Source organism: Campylobacter sp. GB48 (assembly GCF_049221845.1).
In the GTDB taxonomy this organism is placed as follows: domain Bacteria; phylum Campylobacterota; class Campylobacteria; order Campylobacterales; family Campylobacteraceae; genus Campylobacter_D; species Campylobacter_D lari_C.
Genome location: NZ_JBMJAR010000001.1, coordinates 208806 through 224911, shown reverse-complemented (window position 1 = coordinate 224911; position 16106 = coordinate 208806). Strand labels below are relative to the sequence as shown.

At 30.4% G+C, this 16106-nt stretch carries 14 protein-coding genes; 12 read left to right on the top strand and 2 right to left on the bottom strand.

The genetic code is table 11. The features are described from left to right. Nucleotides 1-11: 11 nt before the first annotated feature. A complete protein-coding gene (bamA, locus tag ACOTVC_RS01100; protein ID WP_421627461.1) occupies nt 12-2228 on the bottom strand; it encodes an outer membrane protein assembly factor BamA in 2217 nt (738 codons plus the stop codon). A 77-nt stretch (nt 2229-2305) separates the two neighbouring features. On the opposite strand from bamA, the gene ACOTVC_RS01095 reads away from it, so the two are divergent. The 12 genes from ACOTVC_RS01095 (at nt 2306) to ribD (ending at nt 15215) form a co-directional block, all read left to right on the top strand. Beyond that, nucleotides 2306-3133, top strand: coding sequence for a prephenate dehydrogenase (locus ACOTVC_RS01095; protein ID WP_087690769.1), 828 nt, complete (start codon nt 2306-2308; stop codon nt 3131-3133). A gap of 73 nt (nt 3134-3206) precedes the next feature. After that, nucleotides 3207-4586 carry a M23 family metallopeptidase gene (locus ACOTVC_RS01090; RefSeq protein ID WP_214116124.1) on the top strand — a complete coding sequence of 460 codons (1380 nt, stop codon included), beginning with the start codon at nt 3207-3209 and terminating at the stop codon, nt 4584-4586. Nucleotides 4587-4588: 2 nt separating this feature from the next. Then, complete coding sequence (gene lpxC / locus ACOTVC_RS01085; RefSeq protein WP_214099828.1) at nt 4589-5473, top strand: UDP-3-O-acyl-N-acetylglucosamine deacetylase; 885 nt, start codon at nt 4589-4591, stop codon at nt 5471-5473. Nucleotides 5474-5514: 41 nt separating this feature from the next. Beyond that, nucleotides 5515-5919: a tRNA threonylcarbamoyladenosine biosynthesis protein TsaB gene (locus tag ACOTVC_RS01080; protein WP_214099060.1), complete on the top strand. Its 405-nt coding sequence runs from the start codon at nt 5515-5517 to the stop codon at nt 5917-5919. Nucleotides 5920-5927: 8 nt separating this feature from the next. Then, nucleotides 5928-6806: a homoserine kinase gene (gene thrB, locus ACOTVC_RS01075; RefSeq protein WP_214116128.1), complete on the top strand. Its 879-nt coding sequence runs from the start codon at nt 5928-5930 to the stop codon at nt 6804-6806. A gap of 271 nt (nt 6807-7077) precedes the next feature. Continuing rightward, on the top strand, nt 7078-9711 hold the full coding sequence (gene infB, locus ACOTVC_RS01070) for a translation initiation factor IF-2 (protein WP_214116130.1): 2634 nt from the start codon (nt 7078-7080) through the stop codon (nt 9709-9711). After that, nucleotides 9708-10070, top strand: coding sequence for a 30S ribosome-binding factor RbfA (gene rbfA, locus ACOTVC_RS01065; RefSeq protein ID WP_039617407.1), 363 nt, complete (start codon nt 9708-9710; stop codon nt 10068-10070). The genes infB and rbfA overlap by 4 nt, the downstream gene beginning before the upstream one ends. Beyond that, complete coding sequence (rimP, locus tag ACOTVC_RS01060) at nt 10060-10482, top strand: ribosome maturation factor RimP (RefSeq protein ID WP_421627457.1); 423 nt, start codon at nt 10060-10062, stop codon at nt 10480-10482. Before rbfA ends, rimP begins: the two co-directional genes overlap by 11 nt. Before the next feature lie 73 nt (nt 10483-10555). Then, nucleotides 10556-10843 carry a hypothetical protein gene (locus ACOTVC_RS01055; RefSeq protein ID WP_421627456.1) on the top strand — a complete coding sequence of 96 codons (288 nt, stop codon included), beginning with the start codon at nt 10556-10558 and terminating at the stop codon, nt 10841-10843. A 12-nt stretch (nt 10844-10855) separates the two neighbouring features. After that, the gene (locus ACOTVC_RS01050) at nt 10856-12829 is read left to right on the top strand and encodes an McrB family protein (RefSeq protein WP_421627454.1); all 1974 of its coding nucleotides are present in this window, start codon (nt 10856-10858) and stop codon (nt 12827-12829) included. A 5-nt stretch (nt 12830-12834) separates the two neighbouring features. Next, nucleotides 12835-14214, top strand: coding sequence for an McrC family protein (locus ACOTVC_RS01045; protein WP_421627487.1), 1380 nt, complete (start codon nt 12835-12837; stop codon nt 14212-14214). Nucleotides 14215-14222: 8 nt separating this feature from the next. Beyond that, a complete protein-coding gene (ribD, locus tag ACOTVC_RS01040) occupies nt 14223-15215 on the top strand; it encodes a bifunctional diaminohydroxyphosphoribosylaminopyrimidine deaminase/5-amino-6-(5-phosphoribosylamino)uracil reductase RibD (protein ID WP_421627453.1) in 993 nt (330 codons plus the stop codon). On the opposite strand, the gene sppA is transcribed toward ribD, so the two are convergent. Further along, nucleotides 15212-16105 carry a signal peptide peptidase SppA gene (gene sppA / locus ACOTVC_RS01035; protein ID WP_214115902.1) on the bottom strand — a complete coding sequence of 298 codons (894 nt, stop codon included), beginning with the start codon at nt 16103-16105 and terminating at the stop codon, nt 15212-15214. The two genes, ribD and sppA, sit on opposite strands and share 4 nt — an antisense overlap. Nucleotide 16106: the final 1 nt, after the last annotated feature.

Here is a 16106-nt window from a genome sequence, read left to right as displayed (position 1 = left end):
TTTTATTATTTTTAAAATCTTGCGCCCAACATAAACTCGAATTTACTTAAATCGTCTTTTGAGTTGGTGTTAAATGGTTTAGCAAAAACTAAATTTAAAGCACCTAGTGGGGTTAGCCACTCAAAACCAACACCTGTACTCCATCTTTGAATTTGACTTAAAGAACTCTCTCCTATAGCACCATAATCAAAAAATACACTACCTCTAAGTTTGATTCTATCAAAAAGCGGAAAACTAAGTTCTACAGAATTTGCAAAAGCCACTGTACCACCTGTTTCATCACCCCATTCATTTTTAGGACTCACACTTCTTCTATCAAAACCTCTAATAGTTCCTATACCACCAAGATATAATTTTTCATTGATAGGCAAATAGCCTTGATCCCATACCTTATAAAAACTTGCTTTATAACGATAAATCAAATCCCAGCCTATAAATTCTTCCAAACCTTGATAATAATTAAACTTAGTAGTAGAGCTTATAAATTCTTGATCTCCACCTAAGCCCGCATATTCAAGCGAAGTTGAGGCGATAAAACCTGATCTTGGTAAATAATAATCATCTGTATTGTTAAATACTATCGAAGGAGTAATGGAGCTTTTATAGGTTTTTCCAAGTTTATATCCTTGAGCAATTAAGCGATCACTTAAATGATAAATATCACTTTGCTCAAGGTTATAAGTTAAATCAACACTTGTATATCTTCCTAAAGTTTTACCAACGCTTATGTCAAAACCATAGTTTCTTTCATCATAGCTATCCCATTCTAAACGATCTGAATATAATGATCCTCCAAGAGAATAATCACTATCATTTACTCTAGGATTTCTTAAAGATACTTTACCTGAAAGTGTATCATCGCCTTTGTCTATACTCACACTTCCTTTCATACCAGAGCCTAAGATATTTGCATCAGATAATGAAGCGCTAAGCAAAATTCCATCACTAGTTCCATAGCCAATACCACCTGAAATGGCCCCAGTTGAAGCTTCTTTGACTTCTACTATCAAATCAATATGCGTATCATCTACTCTTTGTTCTTTAATGTCTACATTTTCAAAATATGCAGTTCTTCTTAGGGCATTTCTTGAGTCTATTAAATCAGTTCTATTATAAAGATTGCCTTCAGTTAGGTAAAGCTCTCTACGAATAACTCTATCAACTGTTTTGGTGTTACCTGAGATGATGACATCTCTTATATATACTTTTTCGTTTGGTATGACTTTAAAAATAATCATAGCTTCATGATTTTCTTTATCTTTTTGTATATCAGGTATAACTTGTACAAAAGCATAGCCTAAATCTGCTGTTTTAGTTTCTATAGTCTTTATATCTTCTCTTAGTTTTTCTATATTAACTATTTTTCCAACACTTAATTTTAAATCATTTGCCAAAGCTTCATTTTCTTCATCACTAAAAATTGGATTAAAAATTTTAATCCCTTTGACTTTATAAACCTCACCCTCGTTGATAAAATAAGTCAAATCAGCTTGATAGGTATCTGTGTAAGTATTTAAAAAAGCAGGAGATACACTTACATCAAGATAACCTTCTTTTAAATACACATCTGAAATTCTTGAGCTATCATTTGCTAAATCAAAGATTTTAAGCTTACCATCATTAAAACCCCACATCCAGCCTAGGGCTTCTCTTTGTTTATTTGCTATTGCAGGTTCAACATCTGAATAACTTAAATTTTTTGCACCGCTTAAATGTACTTTTTCTATGATGATATTTTCCCCACGGTTTACAACAAAAGTAAGTTTTAATGAGCTTGAATTACTTAATTTTTCATCTTTGATTTCTACAACAGTGTCATAAAAACCTTTGGCTTGATAAAAAAGTTTAATTTTTTCAGCAGCTTCTTTAGCTGAATTTTCATCATATAAAATTCCAGGTTTTAAGCCAACAAGGCTTTCTATTTGCTTTCTATCGTTACTTGCTATACCTTGAATGTCTATTTTGCCAATGGAAGGTTTTTCTATTACTTTAAAAGTTAGCACTCCATTTTTTTCTTCTACTACTATATCTTTAAAATAATTTCTATCAAAAAGATTTTTAATCGCTGTATCTATGCTAGCAGGATCGATTTTTTGTCCTATTTTTAATTTAGAAATCGCAATAGCACTTTCTTTAGAAAGTTGCGATAAGCCTTCAAATTTTATATCTTTAATTGTAGCTGCACATAAAGAACTTGAGAGTGCAAAGAAAACAAACCATTTTTTCATTATTCTACCTAAATTTTTATATACAAAATCGTTATAATACCAAAATATTTTTAACTAATGCTTTTTAAGGAAAATTTATGAAAGTAGGTATAGTCGGACTTGGCTTAATAGGTGGATCTTTGGGTCTTAGCTTAAGAAAGAATAAATTAATAGATTTAGTTTGCGGATATGATATAAACAAAGAATTTGAACAAATCGCGCTAGAGCGAAAATTAATAGATAAAATTGTTTCTTTTGAAGAGTTGAAAAAATGTGACGTGATTTTTTTAGCTATTCCTGTAAGAGCTATTGTAAAAATCTTAAAAGAATTTCAAGATATTTCTAAAGATTGCACCATCATTGAGCTTGGAAGTACAAAAGAGGAAATTATTAAAAATTTACCTCCTTATTTGAAAAGTCAATTTATCGCAGCTCATCCTATGGCAGGAACTGAAAATAGTGGCCCAAATGCAGCTATAAAAGATTTATATAAAAATGCAGTTTGTGTTTTGTGTGATGTGCAAAATGCTGATCATATTCATCAAAAAAGGGCTATAGAAATTTTTTCAGATTTAGGAATGAAGCTTGTATTTATGGATAGTATTGCGCATGATCATCATGCTTCTATCATTTCACACTTACCGCATGTGATTAGTTTTTCTTTGGCAAATTTTGTGATGAAAGAAGAAAATAAAAAAAATATAGCTCACCTAGGAGGTCCTTCTTTTAAAGATATGTGTAGGATTGCCAAATCAAACCCTCAAATGTGGAGTGGTATTTTTGAGCAAAATAAACAAAATTTATTAAATTCTATTGATTTATTTCAAAAAGAACTACAAGAATGTAAAAAAATGATAGAAAAATGTGATATAAATGAGCTTGAAACTTGGATTAAAAGTGCAAATAAATTAAGAGAAATTTTATAAAATTTTTTATAATTTACTCTTAATTTGCTAAAGAATAATATATTTTTAAAAAATATAGATTGAAAGTGAAAATATGGTTTTTGCGCGTAAAAGATCAAATAAAAAATGGATTTTTGTAGTTTTTTTAATACTTTTAGCCTTTGTGGTGTTTGTTTTAAATACAAAGTTGTTTGAAAAAAATCCTCCGTTGATTCAAACAAAATCAGATGTAATTTATAGTAATCTAACAGATCCTATATCCATAGAAATAAGCGATGAAAGTGCTTTAAAAGATATAAAAGTTACTTTATTTAAGGCAAATGAGTTAAATGGCGAAATACTTGTTAATGAGCGTGTTAAAGGCAATAAAAAAAGCATTCATTTTGATTTAAAATTACCAAAACCAGCTTATAAAGAAAAAGTCGATTCTTATAAACTTGTAATAGAAGCAAGTGATGGTAGTTTTTGGAATTTCTTTTTAGGAAATCAAGCACTTAAAGAAGTAAAAGTTATCATTGACACCAAAAAACCACTTGTAGAAATTTTAGATAACTCTTATCAAATCGAACAAGGTGGAGTAGGTAGTGTGGTATTTAAAGCAAGTGATGAGAATTTACAAGAAGTTTATATTACAACCGATAAAGATAAAATTTTTAAAGCAACTCCTTATGTGAAAGAGGGATATTATGCTGCTTTGATTCCTTGGGAGGCTACTGATGAGCATTTTAGAGCTTATGTGGTGGCAGTAGATAAAGCAGGTAATGTAAACAAACAAAGAATTAGATATTATTTTACTAATAAAAAATACCGTGTATCAAATATAAAAGTAAGTGATAGATTTTTAGATGGCAAGATTGAATTTTTAGCACAAAAATATGCTCCAAAAGATAGAGAATTAAGCAGGCTTGAAAAATTTAAATTTGTGAATGAAGATTTGAGAGCTTCTAATGAAGTTATCATTCATGATATTACAAGTAAAGTTCCTGATACTATGATTAATAATTTTAAAGTTAATCTTTTCAAGCCTTTAAAAAATGGCCAAAAAGTAGCTGATTATGCTGATCATAGATTTTATTCTTATAATAATCAAGCATTTAGTAGCTCTTATCATATGGGGCTTGATTTAGCAAGCGTAAAAGAAGCACCTATCATTAGCAATAACGATGGTGAAGTGGTATTTGTGCAAGAAAATGGAATTTATGGATTAAATATTATTGTTTATCATGGCTTTGGTATTTATACTCTTTATGGACACTGTACTAATGTGGATGTAAATGTAGGAGATAGAGTTAGAGCAGGTGATGTTATAGGTACTACAGGTACTACAGGCTTAGCACTTGGAGATCATGTGCATTTTGGTATTTTAGTTCAAGGGGTTGAAGTGCGTCCTGAGCAATGGCAAGATGCAAAATGGATAAAAGAAAATATCTATAATGTACTAGAATCAAGTAAAAAAAGAATTTTGAGTGAATAAAAATGAATCAAACAACAATAGCAAAAGAAGTTAAAGGTGTTGGCATAGGTTTGCACAAGGGTGAGCCTATTAGTATAAAATTAGAGCCATTAGAAGCTGGCAGCGGTATAGTGTTTTATAGAAGTGATTTAGGAATTTCTTATGAAGCAAAACCTGAAAATGTCATCGATACGCAAATGGCTACTGTGATAGGCGATCATAGAGGTTATGTATCTACTATAGAGCATTTAATGAGTGCGATTAATGCTTATGGTATTGACAATGTGCGTATAGTTTTAGATGCTAATGAAGCTCCTGTAATGGATGGTAGTAGCATAGGCTTTTGTATGATGCTTGAAGAAGCAGGCATAAAAGAGCTTGATGTGGCTAAAAAAATTTTAGTGATTAAAAAAAGTGTAGAAGTAAAAGAAGGCAATAAATTTGTGCGTTTAAGTCCTACGGATATGCCTATTATAAACTATACAATCGAATTTGATAATCCTATCATAGGTAAGCAAAATTATTGTTTTGAATTTAGCAAACAAAACTACATAGAGCAAATAGCAAGAGCAAGAACCTTTGGATTTTTAAAAGATGTTCAAGCTTTAAGAGCTATGAATTTAGGTCTTGGTGGAAGTTTAGAAAATGCTGTTGTAATTGATGATAATCGTATTTTAAACCCTGAAGGTTTGCGTTTTAAAGATGAATTTGTGCGCCATAAAATTTTAGATGCTATTGGGGATTTAACCTTGCTTGGATGTAGAGTTTTTGGAGATTATACTTCTTATGCAGGTTCGCACAAACTTAATCATCTTTTAACCAAAGAACTTTTAAAAGATCCTAGTGCCTATGAAGTGGTAAGTTTAGAAAAAAGTGCATATAAAGTTTATGAAAAGGTTTTTGCATAAAAAAGGTTACTTTACTTTTAAATGCCATAGCAAAACCTTTGATGCTTGGTATTTATGAAAATGATGTATTAATAAAAACCATTGAGAATGATTTAAAAGCTAGTGAAGTTTTGCCAAAAATATTGCAAGATTTACTTTCACAATATGAGTTTGAAAAGCTTATTTATGTGCATGGGCCAGGCTCTTACATGGGTATAAAGATTTCTTATGTTTCTTTTAAAACTCTAGCTATAGTTAAAAACATTCCTTTAAAAGCTATTAGTGCTTTTGAGTTAAACAATAATGCTCCTATAGCCGCTAATAAGCATTTGTGTTTTGTAAAAAAAGATGATGAAGTTGTTTTAGAAAAGACACAAGCGGGAAGCTTTTTTATGCCCCAAAGTTTAAAAGGTTTAAATTTTAGTAAAGAAAATACGCCTTTTTATGTTTTAGATGCGATTAATTAAGGTAAAAAATGAAGATTTTAGTTCCTGCTACAAGTGCAAATTTAGGTCCTGGTTTTGATTGTTTGGGTTTGAGTTTAAAATATTTTAATCAAACTATAGTTGAAAAATCTAAATTTTTTAGCATTAGCATACACGGAGAAGGTGAAAATAATATCTATCTTAAAAAAAATAATACCTTTGTTAATATTTTTTATGAAATTTATCAAAGACTTAGCGGTAAAAAAGACAATTTCCGTTTTGTTTTTCAAAATAATATCCCTTTAGCAAGAGGCATGGGAAGTTCTTCTGCTGTGATAGTTGGATCTATTGCTTGTGCTTATGAATTAAGTGGGTTTAAAGCGGATAAAAATGCCATTTTAAATGAAGCTTTGAAATATGAAAACCATCCAGATAACATAGCTCCAGCAGCACTTGGGGGTTTTGTGTGTGCATTAACTCATAATGAAAAAGTTTTAGCTATAAAAAAAGAAGTGGATAAAGACTTGCAAGCTGTTATAGCTATACCAAATGTAGCGATGAATACTCAAAAATCAAGAGCAGTTTTAGCTAAAAAAATCAACCTAGAAGATGGTGTTTTTAATCTTTGCCATGCTTCATTTTTAACCGCTTGTTTTTTAGAGAAAAAATATGATTTATTAAAATATGCAAGTTTGGATAAACTTCATCAAAATCAAAGAATGAAGCTTTTGCCAGAACTTTTTGAAGTGCAAAAACTAGCTTTAGATAATAATGCTCTCATGAGCACGCTTTCAGGCTCAGGCTCGAGTTTTTTTACTCTTGCTTATAAAGATGATGCCAAAAAGATCAAAGAAAAAATCAAAAATAAATTTGCTAAATTTAGAGTTGAACTTTTAGAATTTGATGATGAGGGCTTTAAAATTTGCTAAAAATTCCAAAAAAAAGATATAATTTTGAAAAATCATATACCCATTAGAATGTGCATTGTTTGCAAAGGCCGTTATGAAAAGCAAGGTTTGCATCAATTCCAAATAAAAAATTCTCAAATTATCACTAAAGTGGAATTTGGCAGGAGTTTATATATTTGTAATTCATGTTTTGATAAAGATGAAAAAACATTGCAAAGGGCTTTTATGAGAGCTTGCAAAGGCAATTTTCATGGTAATATAAATCAGCAGGATTTAAAGGAGATATTTTTTAATGGCAGATGTAAAGATTAGTGAGATCGCTCAAGAGTTAGGATATACAAGTAAAGAAATTATAGAAAAAGCTAATGAAATGGGCTTAGAAGATATCAAATCCCCTAATAAAAAAGTATCTTCTGAAATCGCAGAAGCGATTTATCAATACGTTCAATCAGGTGAAATACTAGATGTGGTAAAAAAAGTAGCCAAACCTAAAAAAGAAAGTACGGTAAAAAAAACTACTAAAAAAGAAGAAAGTAAAAAAGAAGAGAAAAAAACTACTACCAAAAAAGAAAGTAAAAGCCCTGCTAAAGTAGTAAGTGAAAAAAAAGAAGAAATCAAAAAAGAAGAAAAACAACCTGAAAATCCTATAAAAAATGAAGTATTGGAAGAAAAAAAAGAAGAAATTAAACTCGATGAAAAGCTAGGTTCTAATTTAAATTTAGCCAAAAGAAGAGGCTTGGTCATCGTTAAAAAGAAAAAAGAAGAAGGCAAAGAAACTCAAATAAATAAAGAAGAAAAAGCTAGTACACAAACTACTCAAGGTTTAAGCCTTAGTATGATTTTTTCAAATTCAGATGAGAATTTAAAAAGAAAGAAAAAAGAAAAGAAAAATCATCCTGTAGCAAGCAAAAAAGAAAGCACTACTAAAATGGATCTTTTAGGAGATAAAGACTTTGCTGATATTTCTTTAGAAGATGATGATATGGTAGTTTTACCTGATTTTAGCGTAAAAGAAAATAAACCAGCACAACCAGCAAATAAAAAACAACCAAATATCTTAAAGCAATCTTTAAATAATTCTATCAATCCATTTGGCGAGGGTGGTATACAAAGAAGAAGTCGTAAAAAGCCACCTAAAAAGGTAGAAAAAAAAGAAAGCGAAGCGATCACAAGTGTAAGTATACCTAAAGAAATTCGTGTGTATGAATTTGCTGAAAAACTTGGTAAAAATACCGGAGAAGTTATCTCTAAACTTTTCATGCTTGGTATGATGACGACTAAAAATGACTTTTTGGATGAGGATGCTATAGAAATTCTTGCAGCTGAATTTGGCGTGGAGATTAATATTATCGATGAAGCTGATGAGTTTGATTATGTAAAAGATTATGATGAAAATCAAACAGAAGAAAATTTAAGCCAAAGAGCTCCAGTTATCACTATCATGGGGCATGTGGATCATGGTAAAACTTCTTTGCTTGATTATATAAGAAAATCACGTATTGCAAGTGGCGAAGCAGGAGGGATCACTCAGCATGTTGGTGCTTACATGGTGGAAAAAAATGGTAGAAAAATCACTTTTATTGATACTCCAGGCCATGAGGCATTTACTGCTATGCGTGCAAGGGGAGCTAGTATAACGGATATTGTTATTATCGTAGTAGCTGCAGATGATGGGGTAAAACCACAAACTAAAGAAGCGATTAATCATGCAAAAGCAGCTAATGTACCTATCATCATCGCTATTAATAAAATGGATAAAGAAAACGCAAATCCTGACATGGTAAAAACCCAGCTAGCAGAAATGGATATCATGCCAGTAGAATGGGGTGGAAGTCATGAGTTTGTGCCAGTTTCAGCTAAAAAGGGTGATGGTATAGAGGATTTACTTGAAATTGTATTATTACAAGCTGATATTTTAGAGCTTAAAGCAAATCCAAAAGCCCATGCTAAAGCAAGTATTATAGAATCTTCAGTGCAAAAAGGTAGAGGTCCTGTGGCTACTATCATCGTGCAAAATGGTACTTTAAGAGTAGGAGATACTGTCGTAGCAGGGGAAGCTTATGGTAAAGTGCGTGCTATGAGTGATGATCAGGGCAAAGCTTTAAAAGAAATAGGCCCAGGTGAGTGTGGGGTGATCATAGGTCTTAGTGAAGTAGCTGATGCAGGAGAAACTCTAATAGCTGTAGATAGCGATAAACAAGCAAGAGAATACGCTAATAAACGCCATGAATACAACCGCCAAAAAGAACTAAGCAAATCCACTAAAGTAAGCATAGATGAGCTTGGTGCAAAAATTAAAGAAGGTAATTTAAAAGCCCTTCCTGTGATCTTAAAAGCAGATGTACAAGGTTCACTTGAAGCGATTAAGGCGAGTTTAGAAAAACTTAAAAACGATGAGATTAAGGTTAATATCATCCATAGTGGGGTAGGTGGGATTACTCAAAGTGATATAGAGCTTGCAAGTGCTAGTGAAAACTCTATCGTTTTAGGCTTTAATATACGCCCAACTGGTGAGATCAAAGAACGTGCTAAAGATAAAGGCGTAGAGATAAAAACTTATAATGTTATTTATAATTTGCTTGATGATGTAAAAGCCTTACTAGGTGGTATGATGAGTCCTATCATCTCTGAAGAACAACTTGGTCAAGCTGAAATTCGCCAAGTGATCAATGTACCAAAACTAGGCCAAATCGCAGGTTGTATGGTGACAGAAGGCACGATCAATCGTGGTGCGAAAATCAGGCTCATTAGAGATGGGGTTGTGGTATTTGAAGGTAATGTAAGCTCACTCAAACGCTTTAAAGATGATGTAAGAGAAGTTGCAAAAGGCTATGAATGCGGTGTAGGCATAGAAGGTTGTAATGATATGAGAGTGGGCGATTATATAGAAAGTTACAAAGAAGTTGAGGAACAAGTAAGCCTATGAACCCAGCTGAAATCAAAAAGCTACGCACAGAAAGCATTTTAAAAGAGCTTATACCAGAAGCTTTAGCAAATTTAGACAACGAAGCTTTAAAAAATTTGTGCGTAGTGGATGTAGAGTGTAAAAAAGGCAGATATGATGCTTTTGTGTATTTAGATAAAATGTTTTTTAACACCCAAGAGCAAGAAATCATACTCAATCAACTCAAAAAAGCTGCCCGTGCTTTGCAAAATTACTGCATGAGTGAGCAAGGGTGGTATAGATGTCCAAATTTTCACTTTAAATTTGATGATAGATTAGAGTATCAAAACCATATGGATGCTTTATTTGAAAAAATCAAAAAGGAACAAAATGAATCTTGAAGCACTTTGTAAAGAAGCAGGGCTTAGTTTTTATGATGATGAGCTAGTAAGTGAAAATGGTAGAAAGATTTATAGAATTTATGTACAAAAAGAAGGTGGGGTAAATCTTGATGATTGTGCTAGACTTAGTGAGATTTTATCGCCTATTTTTGATGTAGAACCACCTGTGGGCGGGGAGTATTTTTTAGAAGTATCAAGCTGTGGGCTTGAGAGAAAACTTAGCAAAATCGAGCATTTTGCAAAAAGCATTAACGAACTTGTAAAAATCTCAACTAGTGAAAAAGAAAAAATCGAAGCAAAAATCATAGCCGTAAATGAAGAAAATATCACTTTAGAAAATTTAGAAACTCAAGAAAAAACTACTATAAATTTTAGCGACATAAGAAAAGCTAAAACCTTCATACAATGGTAAAAATTTAAAATTCTAAATTTTTACTCATCTTTTGTATAATTGAATTTAAACATAAGAATAAAAAAGGCGTATAATGCTTGAAAATAAATATGATTATAAAATCAGTAAAGCAGACAAAAATGGCAATGTGTATTATCATTTTCCAAAAGATGAAGATGAATTTAAAGAAGCAGTTGTAAAAAATGGTGGCATGAGTGTGTATGTTTATCAAGATGATAAGTTAATAGATGAATTTCATACAAAAAGTCGAGGTTATAAATGGAAAATTTCTATTTTTACCTATTTAAAAAATATGCACAAAGATGGAGAATATTTTCATAGATATTATAAAAATTGTAAATTTTTTGCAATTGTGGATTAAAGGGAAAATAATATGAATATTGTTGAATTTCGCTTTTCAAATGAAAATAAAATACAAGCACAAATAGAAAACTCAAATGAAAAAATTTTTAGAATATTTTTGGAAAAAAGATTAAAGATTGTTAATCAATATATCAAAGCCACAAAAGATATAGTTAAAGAATGCAAAAGATTAAATATTGTCAATAGAGATGATTTTGATATATTTCAAATAAATTCTATGGAAGTTTTAATAAATTTGTTATTTGAATTGAAAAATGGGCTATTGCGAGAATATGATATTAAGAGCGGAAAAGGCTACCCACATGCTTGTATTAAATCTCATTATTTGGAATTTGTAAAATATGTTAATGCCTATAAAAATTATGTTTCAAAAGATATGGTTAAGTATTTGAAAACAAGAGGTGGTGAGAAAGAATTTAAAGTAGAAATAAAAAATCAAAAGATAGAAATTATTGCTAGTATTAATAATATTAGAAAATACTCTTCGAATAGATTTTTGGAATATAGTGTTTTAGGTAAAAATGAAGATGAGTCAAGTTATGCTAAACCATTATTTGAAGATATATTAAGCAGCTCAAATCTTAGTGTAATTAAGCAAAGTGAAAATGAAAGAATTTACAAAGAACAATATTTTGAAAATGAAAAACCAAATGAAAATCAAAATCCACCTTTAAATCAAATTCTTTATGGACCTCCAGGGACAGGAAAAACTTATCATACTATAGATAAGGCTTTAGAAATTTTAGGTGAAAGTGTAGAAGATAGACAAGAAAAAAAGGCTAAATTTGATGAGTATGTAAAAAATGGGCAAATAGTCTTTACAACTTTTCATCAAAGTTATGGATATGAAGAATTTGTAGAAGGTATAAAGCCTCGTATAGATAGCAAAGAAAATTCTAAGGAAGTAGAATATGAAATAAAAGACGGAATTTTTAAAGAACTTTGTAAAAAAGCTTTGGATAATTACAAAGTATCTTTATTAACACAAGAAGAATTTGTAAAGAGTGAAGATTTAGAAAACAAAATAGAAATTTTTTTAGATGAATTAGTAGATCAACAAAAATTTATAGAAAAAACTCAAAGTGGTGGATTTAAATTAGAAGAATATAATGAAAAATATAGAATTATCACAGATGATACTAATGCAAATTTGTATTTAAATTTAGAAATTTTTAAAACGCTTTTGGAAAATAAAGATAAGATTATAAATGGAAGAAGCATTAAGCAAATTTTAAATAATAAACATAGAAGACAAATAGATAGTTATTATTTTCAGCTAGTTAAATTGTTTAAAGAACGAGAACAAGATTATAAAGTAGATAATAATTCTAGTGAAAAGCCAGAATTAAAACCTTATATAATAATCATAGATGAGATTAATCGTGGTAATGTAAGTAAGATTTTTGGTGAACTTATCACTTTGATAGAGCCTGGCAAAAGAATAGGTGCTAATGAAGAGTTAAAAGTAACTTTGCCTTATAGTAAAGATGAATTTGGAGTACCTAAAAATGTTTATATCATCGGCACTATGAATACAGCTGATAGAAGTATAACTTCACTTGATGCAGCTTTGCGAAGACGCTTTGAATTTATCGAGATGATGCCTAAGCCTAATGTTTTGTCTGATAATTGCGAAGGTGTAAATTTACAAAAATTACTAGAAGCGATTAATACGCGTATAGAATACTTACTAGATAGAGAAAAGACTATAGGCCATGCATTTTTTATAGGCATTGATAGTTTAGAGAAATTAAAAAATGTTTTTCAAAATAAAATTATCCCGCTATTGCAAGAGTATTTTTACAATGATTATGCATTGATTGACGCGGTTTTAAATAAAAATGATATGTTAGAAAAACAAGATATAAATAATGATTATTTGAAAAATATGAAAGATTTTATAGAAAGTGATAAGGTTGTTTATAAATTTAGTGACAGTGAAGATTGGGTTGAAAATACTTTTATAAAAATATATGAACAATGAAAACAATCAACACCTTTTCTATCATTGAATACCAAGCTTTTTCTAAAGAAGATTTAAAAGAAAACTTCAAAGAAAAAGCTGAAAGATTTTATAAAGAGCTAGAAGACTTCGCAAAAAACAATGAAAGTCTTCTAGGCTTTAAAAATAAAAACGCCTTAAAAGCTAAAAATTATGTCGGCATTATACAGACTAAAAGCGGTGTTTTAGAAATTTTGCCAAAATGCACAAATTTGGATAGCTATAAAGAAAAAAAAGATAAATCTTTGAAAGTTTCAAAGAGCAAGTTAAATTATGCCTATACAATAAGCAATGGTAATAAATTATATACTAATTTTAGCTATTTTCAAGAATATAAAATTGTGAAAAACATTAAAATAAAAAAATGGTATAGCTTAAAAGAAATAAATTTTAATCCTAAAACTCTTTTAATTAATATGCTAAAAACTTTAAAAAATTCTCCGTTTAAAAAATCTCAAATTTCATCTTTGCAAATTGCTAAAATGCCTTTGTTTGAAGTGTTTATCACGATGTTTTTAGATGAATTTGATAGTGTGTATAAAAAAGGTCTTTTAAGATCTTATGTAAATTGTGAAGAAAATAGAGCTTTTTTGAAAGGAAAGTTGCTGTTTAATGAGCATATAAAATCAAATTTAATACACAAAGAAAGATTTTTTACAAGTAGCGATGAATTTGTTTTAGACATAGCGCCAAATCGTTTGATAAAATCAACGTTAAATTTTTTAAAAACCAAAACAAGCTTGAATAAATTTAAAATCATCAAAGCTATGCAAATGCTTGATGAGGTAGAATTTTCTAAAAATTATGAAAAAGATTTTAGTTTTAAAATTTCAAGACATTTTGATTATTATGAAAATATACTTTCTTGGTGTAAGATATTTTTACAAAATAAAACTTTTACTCTATATAAAGGCAAAAACGAAGCCTTTGCTTTGCTTTTTCCTATGGAAAAACTTTTTGAAAACTATGTAGCTTATATGTTTAAACTTGCTAATCCAAATAAAAATATCAAAACTCAAAGTAGTGGAAAGTATCTAATCTCAAAAAATGATGAAAAGTGTTTTATGTTAAAGCCTGATTTATATATAGAAAATAAAATGATTTTAGATACCAAATGGAAAATTCCAGATGATAGTGAAGATGAGAAAAAACATGGTATATCGCAAAGTGATTTATATCAAATGTTTGCCTATGCAAACAAATACGAGATAAAGGAAATTTATCTCATTTATCCTCTATGTGAGAGAACTTTTGACTTAAGAGGGAAATTAAAAACCAAAGATATTAAGTTTTTAGCGCAAGGTTTTTTAAAAGCTTGCGATGAACATGTAAAGCTTAAGGTATTTTTTGCACCTTTACCTTTTTAGGAAGTAGTATGAATCACGAATTTTATATGAATTTAGCCATAGATGAAGCTTGGAAATATCAGCTTTTAACCTACCCTAATCCAGCCGTAGGCTGTGTGATCCTAGATAAAAATGGCAAAATTTTAAGCATAGAAGCACACAAAGAAGCGGGCAAGGCTCATGCAGAGCTTGAAGCAGTGAGTAAAGCCTTAAAAGAGCTTAATCCAAATTTAGATTTACCCCAAAATGCAAATGATTTGCATGAGTTTATTTGTCAAAATCATCAGGGGTTATTAAAAGGCGCTAGTGCTTATGTGAGTTTAGAACCTTGCAATCACCAGGGTAAAACTCCACCTTGTGCAAAGCTTTTTAGCACGCTTGGTTTTAGCGAAGTTTTTATCGCTACTAAGGATGAGCATAAGCTCGCAAGCGGTGGAGCAGAGTTTTTAAAAGATCAAGGCATAAAAGTTCACATGGGAATTTGCGAGCAAAGAGCCAAAGAGCTTTTAAAGCCTTTTTTAAAATGGCAAAAATCAAGCTTTAAATTTTTTAAACTAGCTCTTTCTTTAAATGGCTCTGCTTATGGTAAAATCGTAAGTTCTAAAGCAAGTAGAACCTATGCTCATACATTGCGCTCAAAGCTTGATTTGCTAGTAGTAGGCGGAGAAACTATAAGGCATGATAGGCCTATTTTAGATGCAAGACTAGTTCAAGCTAAAGCGCCAAATTTATGCATACTAAGCCATCAAAATTTAGAAAGTTTTGATCCAAACATTCCTTTATTTAGCGTAGCTGAAAGAGAAATTTTTACAAGCATTCCTAGTGAAGCAAAGCTCATCATGTATGAGGGTGGGGAGAATTTTTTAAAAGCTTTTAAAGATGAGTTAGATATGCTTTTAATTTTTTCAAGCTCAAATTTAAATACTCTTGAAAATGTTAAGTTAGATTTAAAACTAAAGCCTTTATACAAAGGCTTTTTAGAAAATGATACTTATGGATTTTATGAGATTATTAAATCTTAGTAGATTTTTTGTGAGCTTACTTGTGTGAAAAATTGTGTCAAAGTGTTAGCAAAAAAGCTAGCACTTTGTTCTTCTAATCGTTTTAAAAACTTATCTATAGCATCTTCTTTTTGCCAGATAGGGTTTTGCACTTTGGCTAGTTTTTCTACTTCTTTTTTGGCTTGCTCGTAATTGCCTATTTTATCAATGAGTTTTAATTTTAAAGCCTCGTTTGCTAAAAACACTTTTGCATCAGCCCATGAGTTCGTTTGATTTAAGTCTAGCTTGCGATTTTTAGCTACAAATTGCGTGAAAAGCTCATAGCTTTGATTGGCTAAATTTTGTAAAAAGTCTTTTTCATCTTCACTCCATTTACGCATAAAAGTTCCTGCTTCTTTATAACTTCCTGCTTTGATAGTTTGCTCATTTATACCAAGTTTTTGTGCAAGCTCACTTACTTCAAAGCCTTGCATGATTACCCCAATAGATCCTACAAAGCTAGCAGGATTAGCGATGATCATATCAGCTCCTACTGCACTTAAGTAGCTTCCACTTGCTATAGTTCCACCTGCATAGACTACCACAGGCTTTTTAGCTTTAAGATCTTGTATAGCTAAGGATATTTCCATACTTGGTGCAAAAGCTCCGCCAGGGCTATCTATAAAAAGCAAAACCCCTTTTATAGCTTTATCATCTTTGACTTTGTAAATTTGTTCTAAAAGATTACTCGCATCGCTAATTTCACCTTTAAGATTAATTTGTGCTAAGTTCGCATTAGAAAGTTTGGCATTATCCCCGCTTGGAGCAAGGATTAAAAACACGATAAATAAAAACACAAAGGTTTTAAAATAAGTGTTGATATAAGAAATGATTTTTCCAATTCCTTTAAAAAATGATTTTATAATCTGCATT

Excerpts from the sequence above, each read along its gene's own strand:
- bamA (WP_421627461.1), bottom strand. The coding sequence starts at position 2,228 with ATGAAAAAATGGTTTGTTTTCTTTGCACTCTCAAGTTCTTTATGTGCA.
- ACOTVC_RS01095 (WP_087690769.1), top strand. The coding sequence starts at position 2,306 with ATGAAAGTAGGTATAGTCGGACTTGGCTTAATAGGTGGATCTTTGGGT.
- ACOTVC_RS01090 (WP_214116124.1), top strand. The coding sequence starts at position 3,207 with ATGGTTTTTGCGCGTAAAAGATCAAATAAAAAATGGATTTTTGTAGTT.
- lpxC (WP_214099828.1), top strand. The coding sequence starts at position 4,589 with ATGAATCAAACAACAATAGCAAAAGAAGTTAAAGGTGTTGGCATAGGT.
- ACOTVC_RS01080 (WP_214099060.1), top strand. The coding sequence starts at position 5,515 with ATGCTTGGTATTTATGAAAATGATGTATTAATAAAAACCATTGAGAAT.
- thrB (WP_214116128.1), top strand. The coding sequence starts at position 5,928 with ATGAAGATTTTAGTTCCTGCTACAAGTGCAAATTTAGGTCCTGGTTTT.
- infB (WP_214116130.1), top strand. The coding sequence starts at position 7,078 with ATGGCAGATGTAAAGATTAGTGAGATCGCTCAAGAGTTAGGATATACA.
- rbfA (WP_039617407.1), top strand. The coding sequence starts at position 9,708 with ATGAACCCAGCTGAAATCAAAAAGCTACGCACAGAAAGCATTTTAAAA.
- rimP (WP_421627457.1), top strand. The coding sequence starts at position 10,060 with ATGAATCTTGAAGCACTTTGTAAAGAAGCAGGGCTTAGTTTTTATGAT.
- ACOTVC_RS01055 (WP_421627456.1), top strand. The coding sequence starts at position 10,556 with ATGCTTGAAAATAAATATGATTATAAAATCAGTAAAGCAGACAAAAAT.
- ACOTVC_RS01050 (WP_421627454.1), top strand. The coding sequence starts at position 10,856 with ATGAATATTGTTGAATTTCGCTTTTCAAATGAAAATAAAATACAAGCA.
- ribD (WP_421627453.1), top strand. The coding sequence starts at position 14,223 with ATGAATCACGAATTTTATATGAATTTAGCCATAGATGAAGCTTGGAAA.
- sppA (WP_214115902.1), bottom strand. The coding sequence starts at position 16,105 with ATGCAGATTATAAAATCATTTTTTAAAGGAATTGGAAAAATCATTTCT.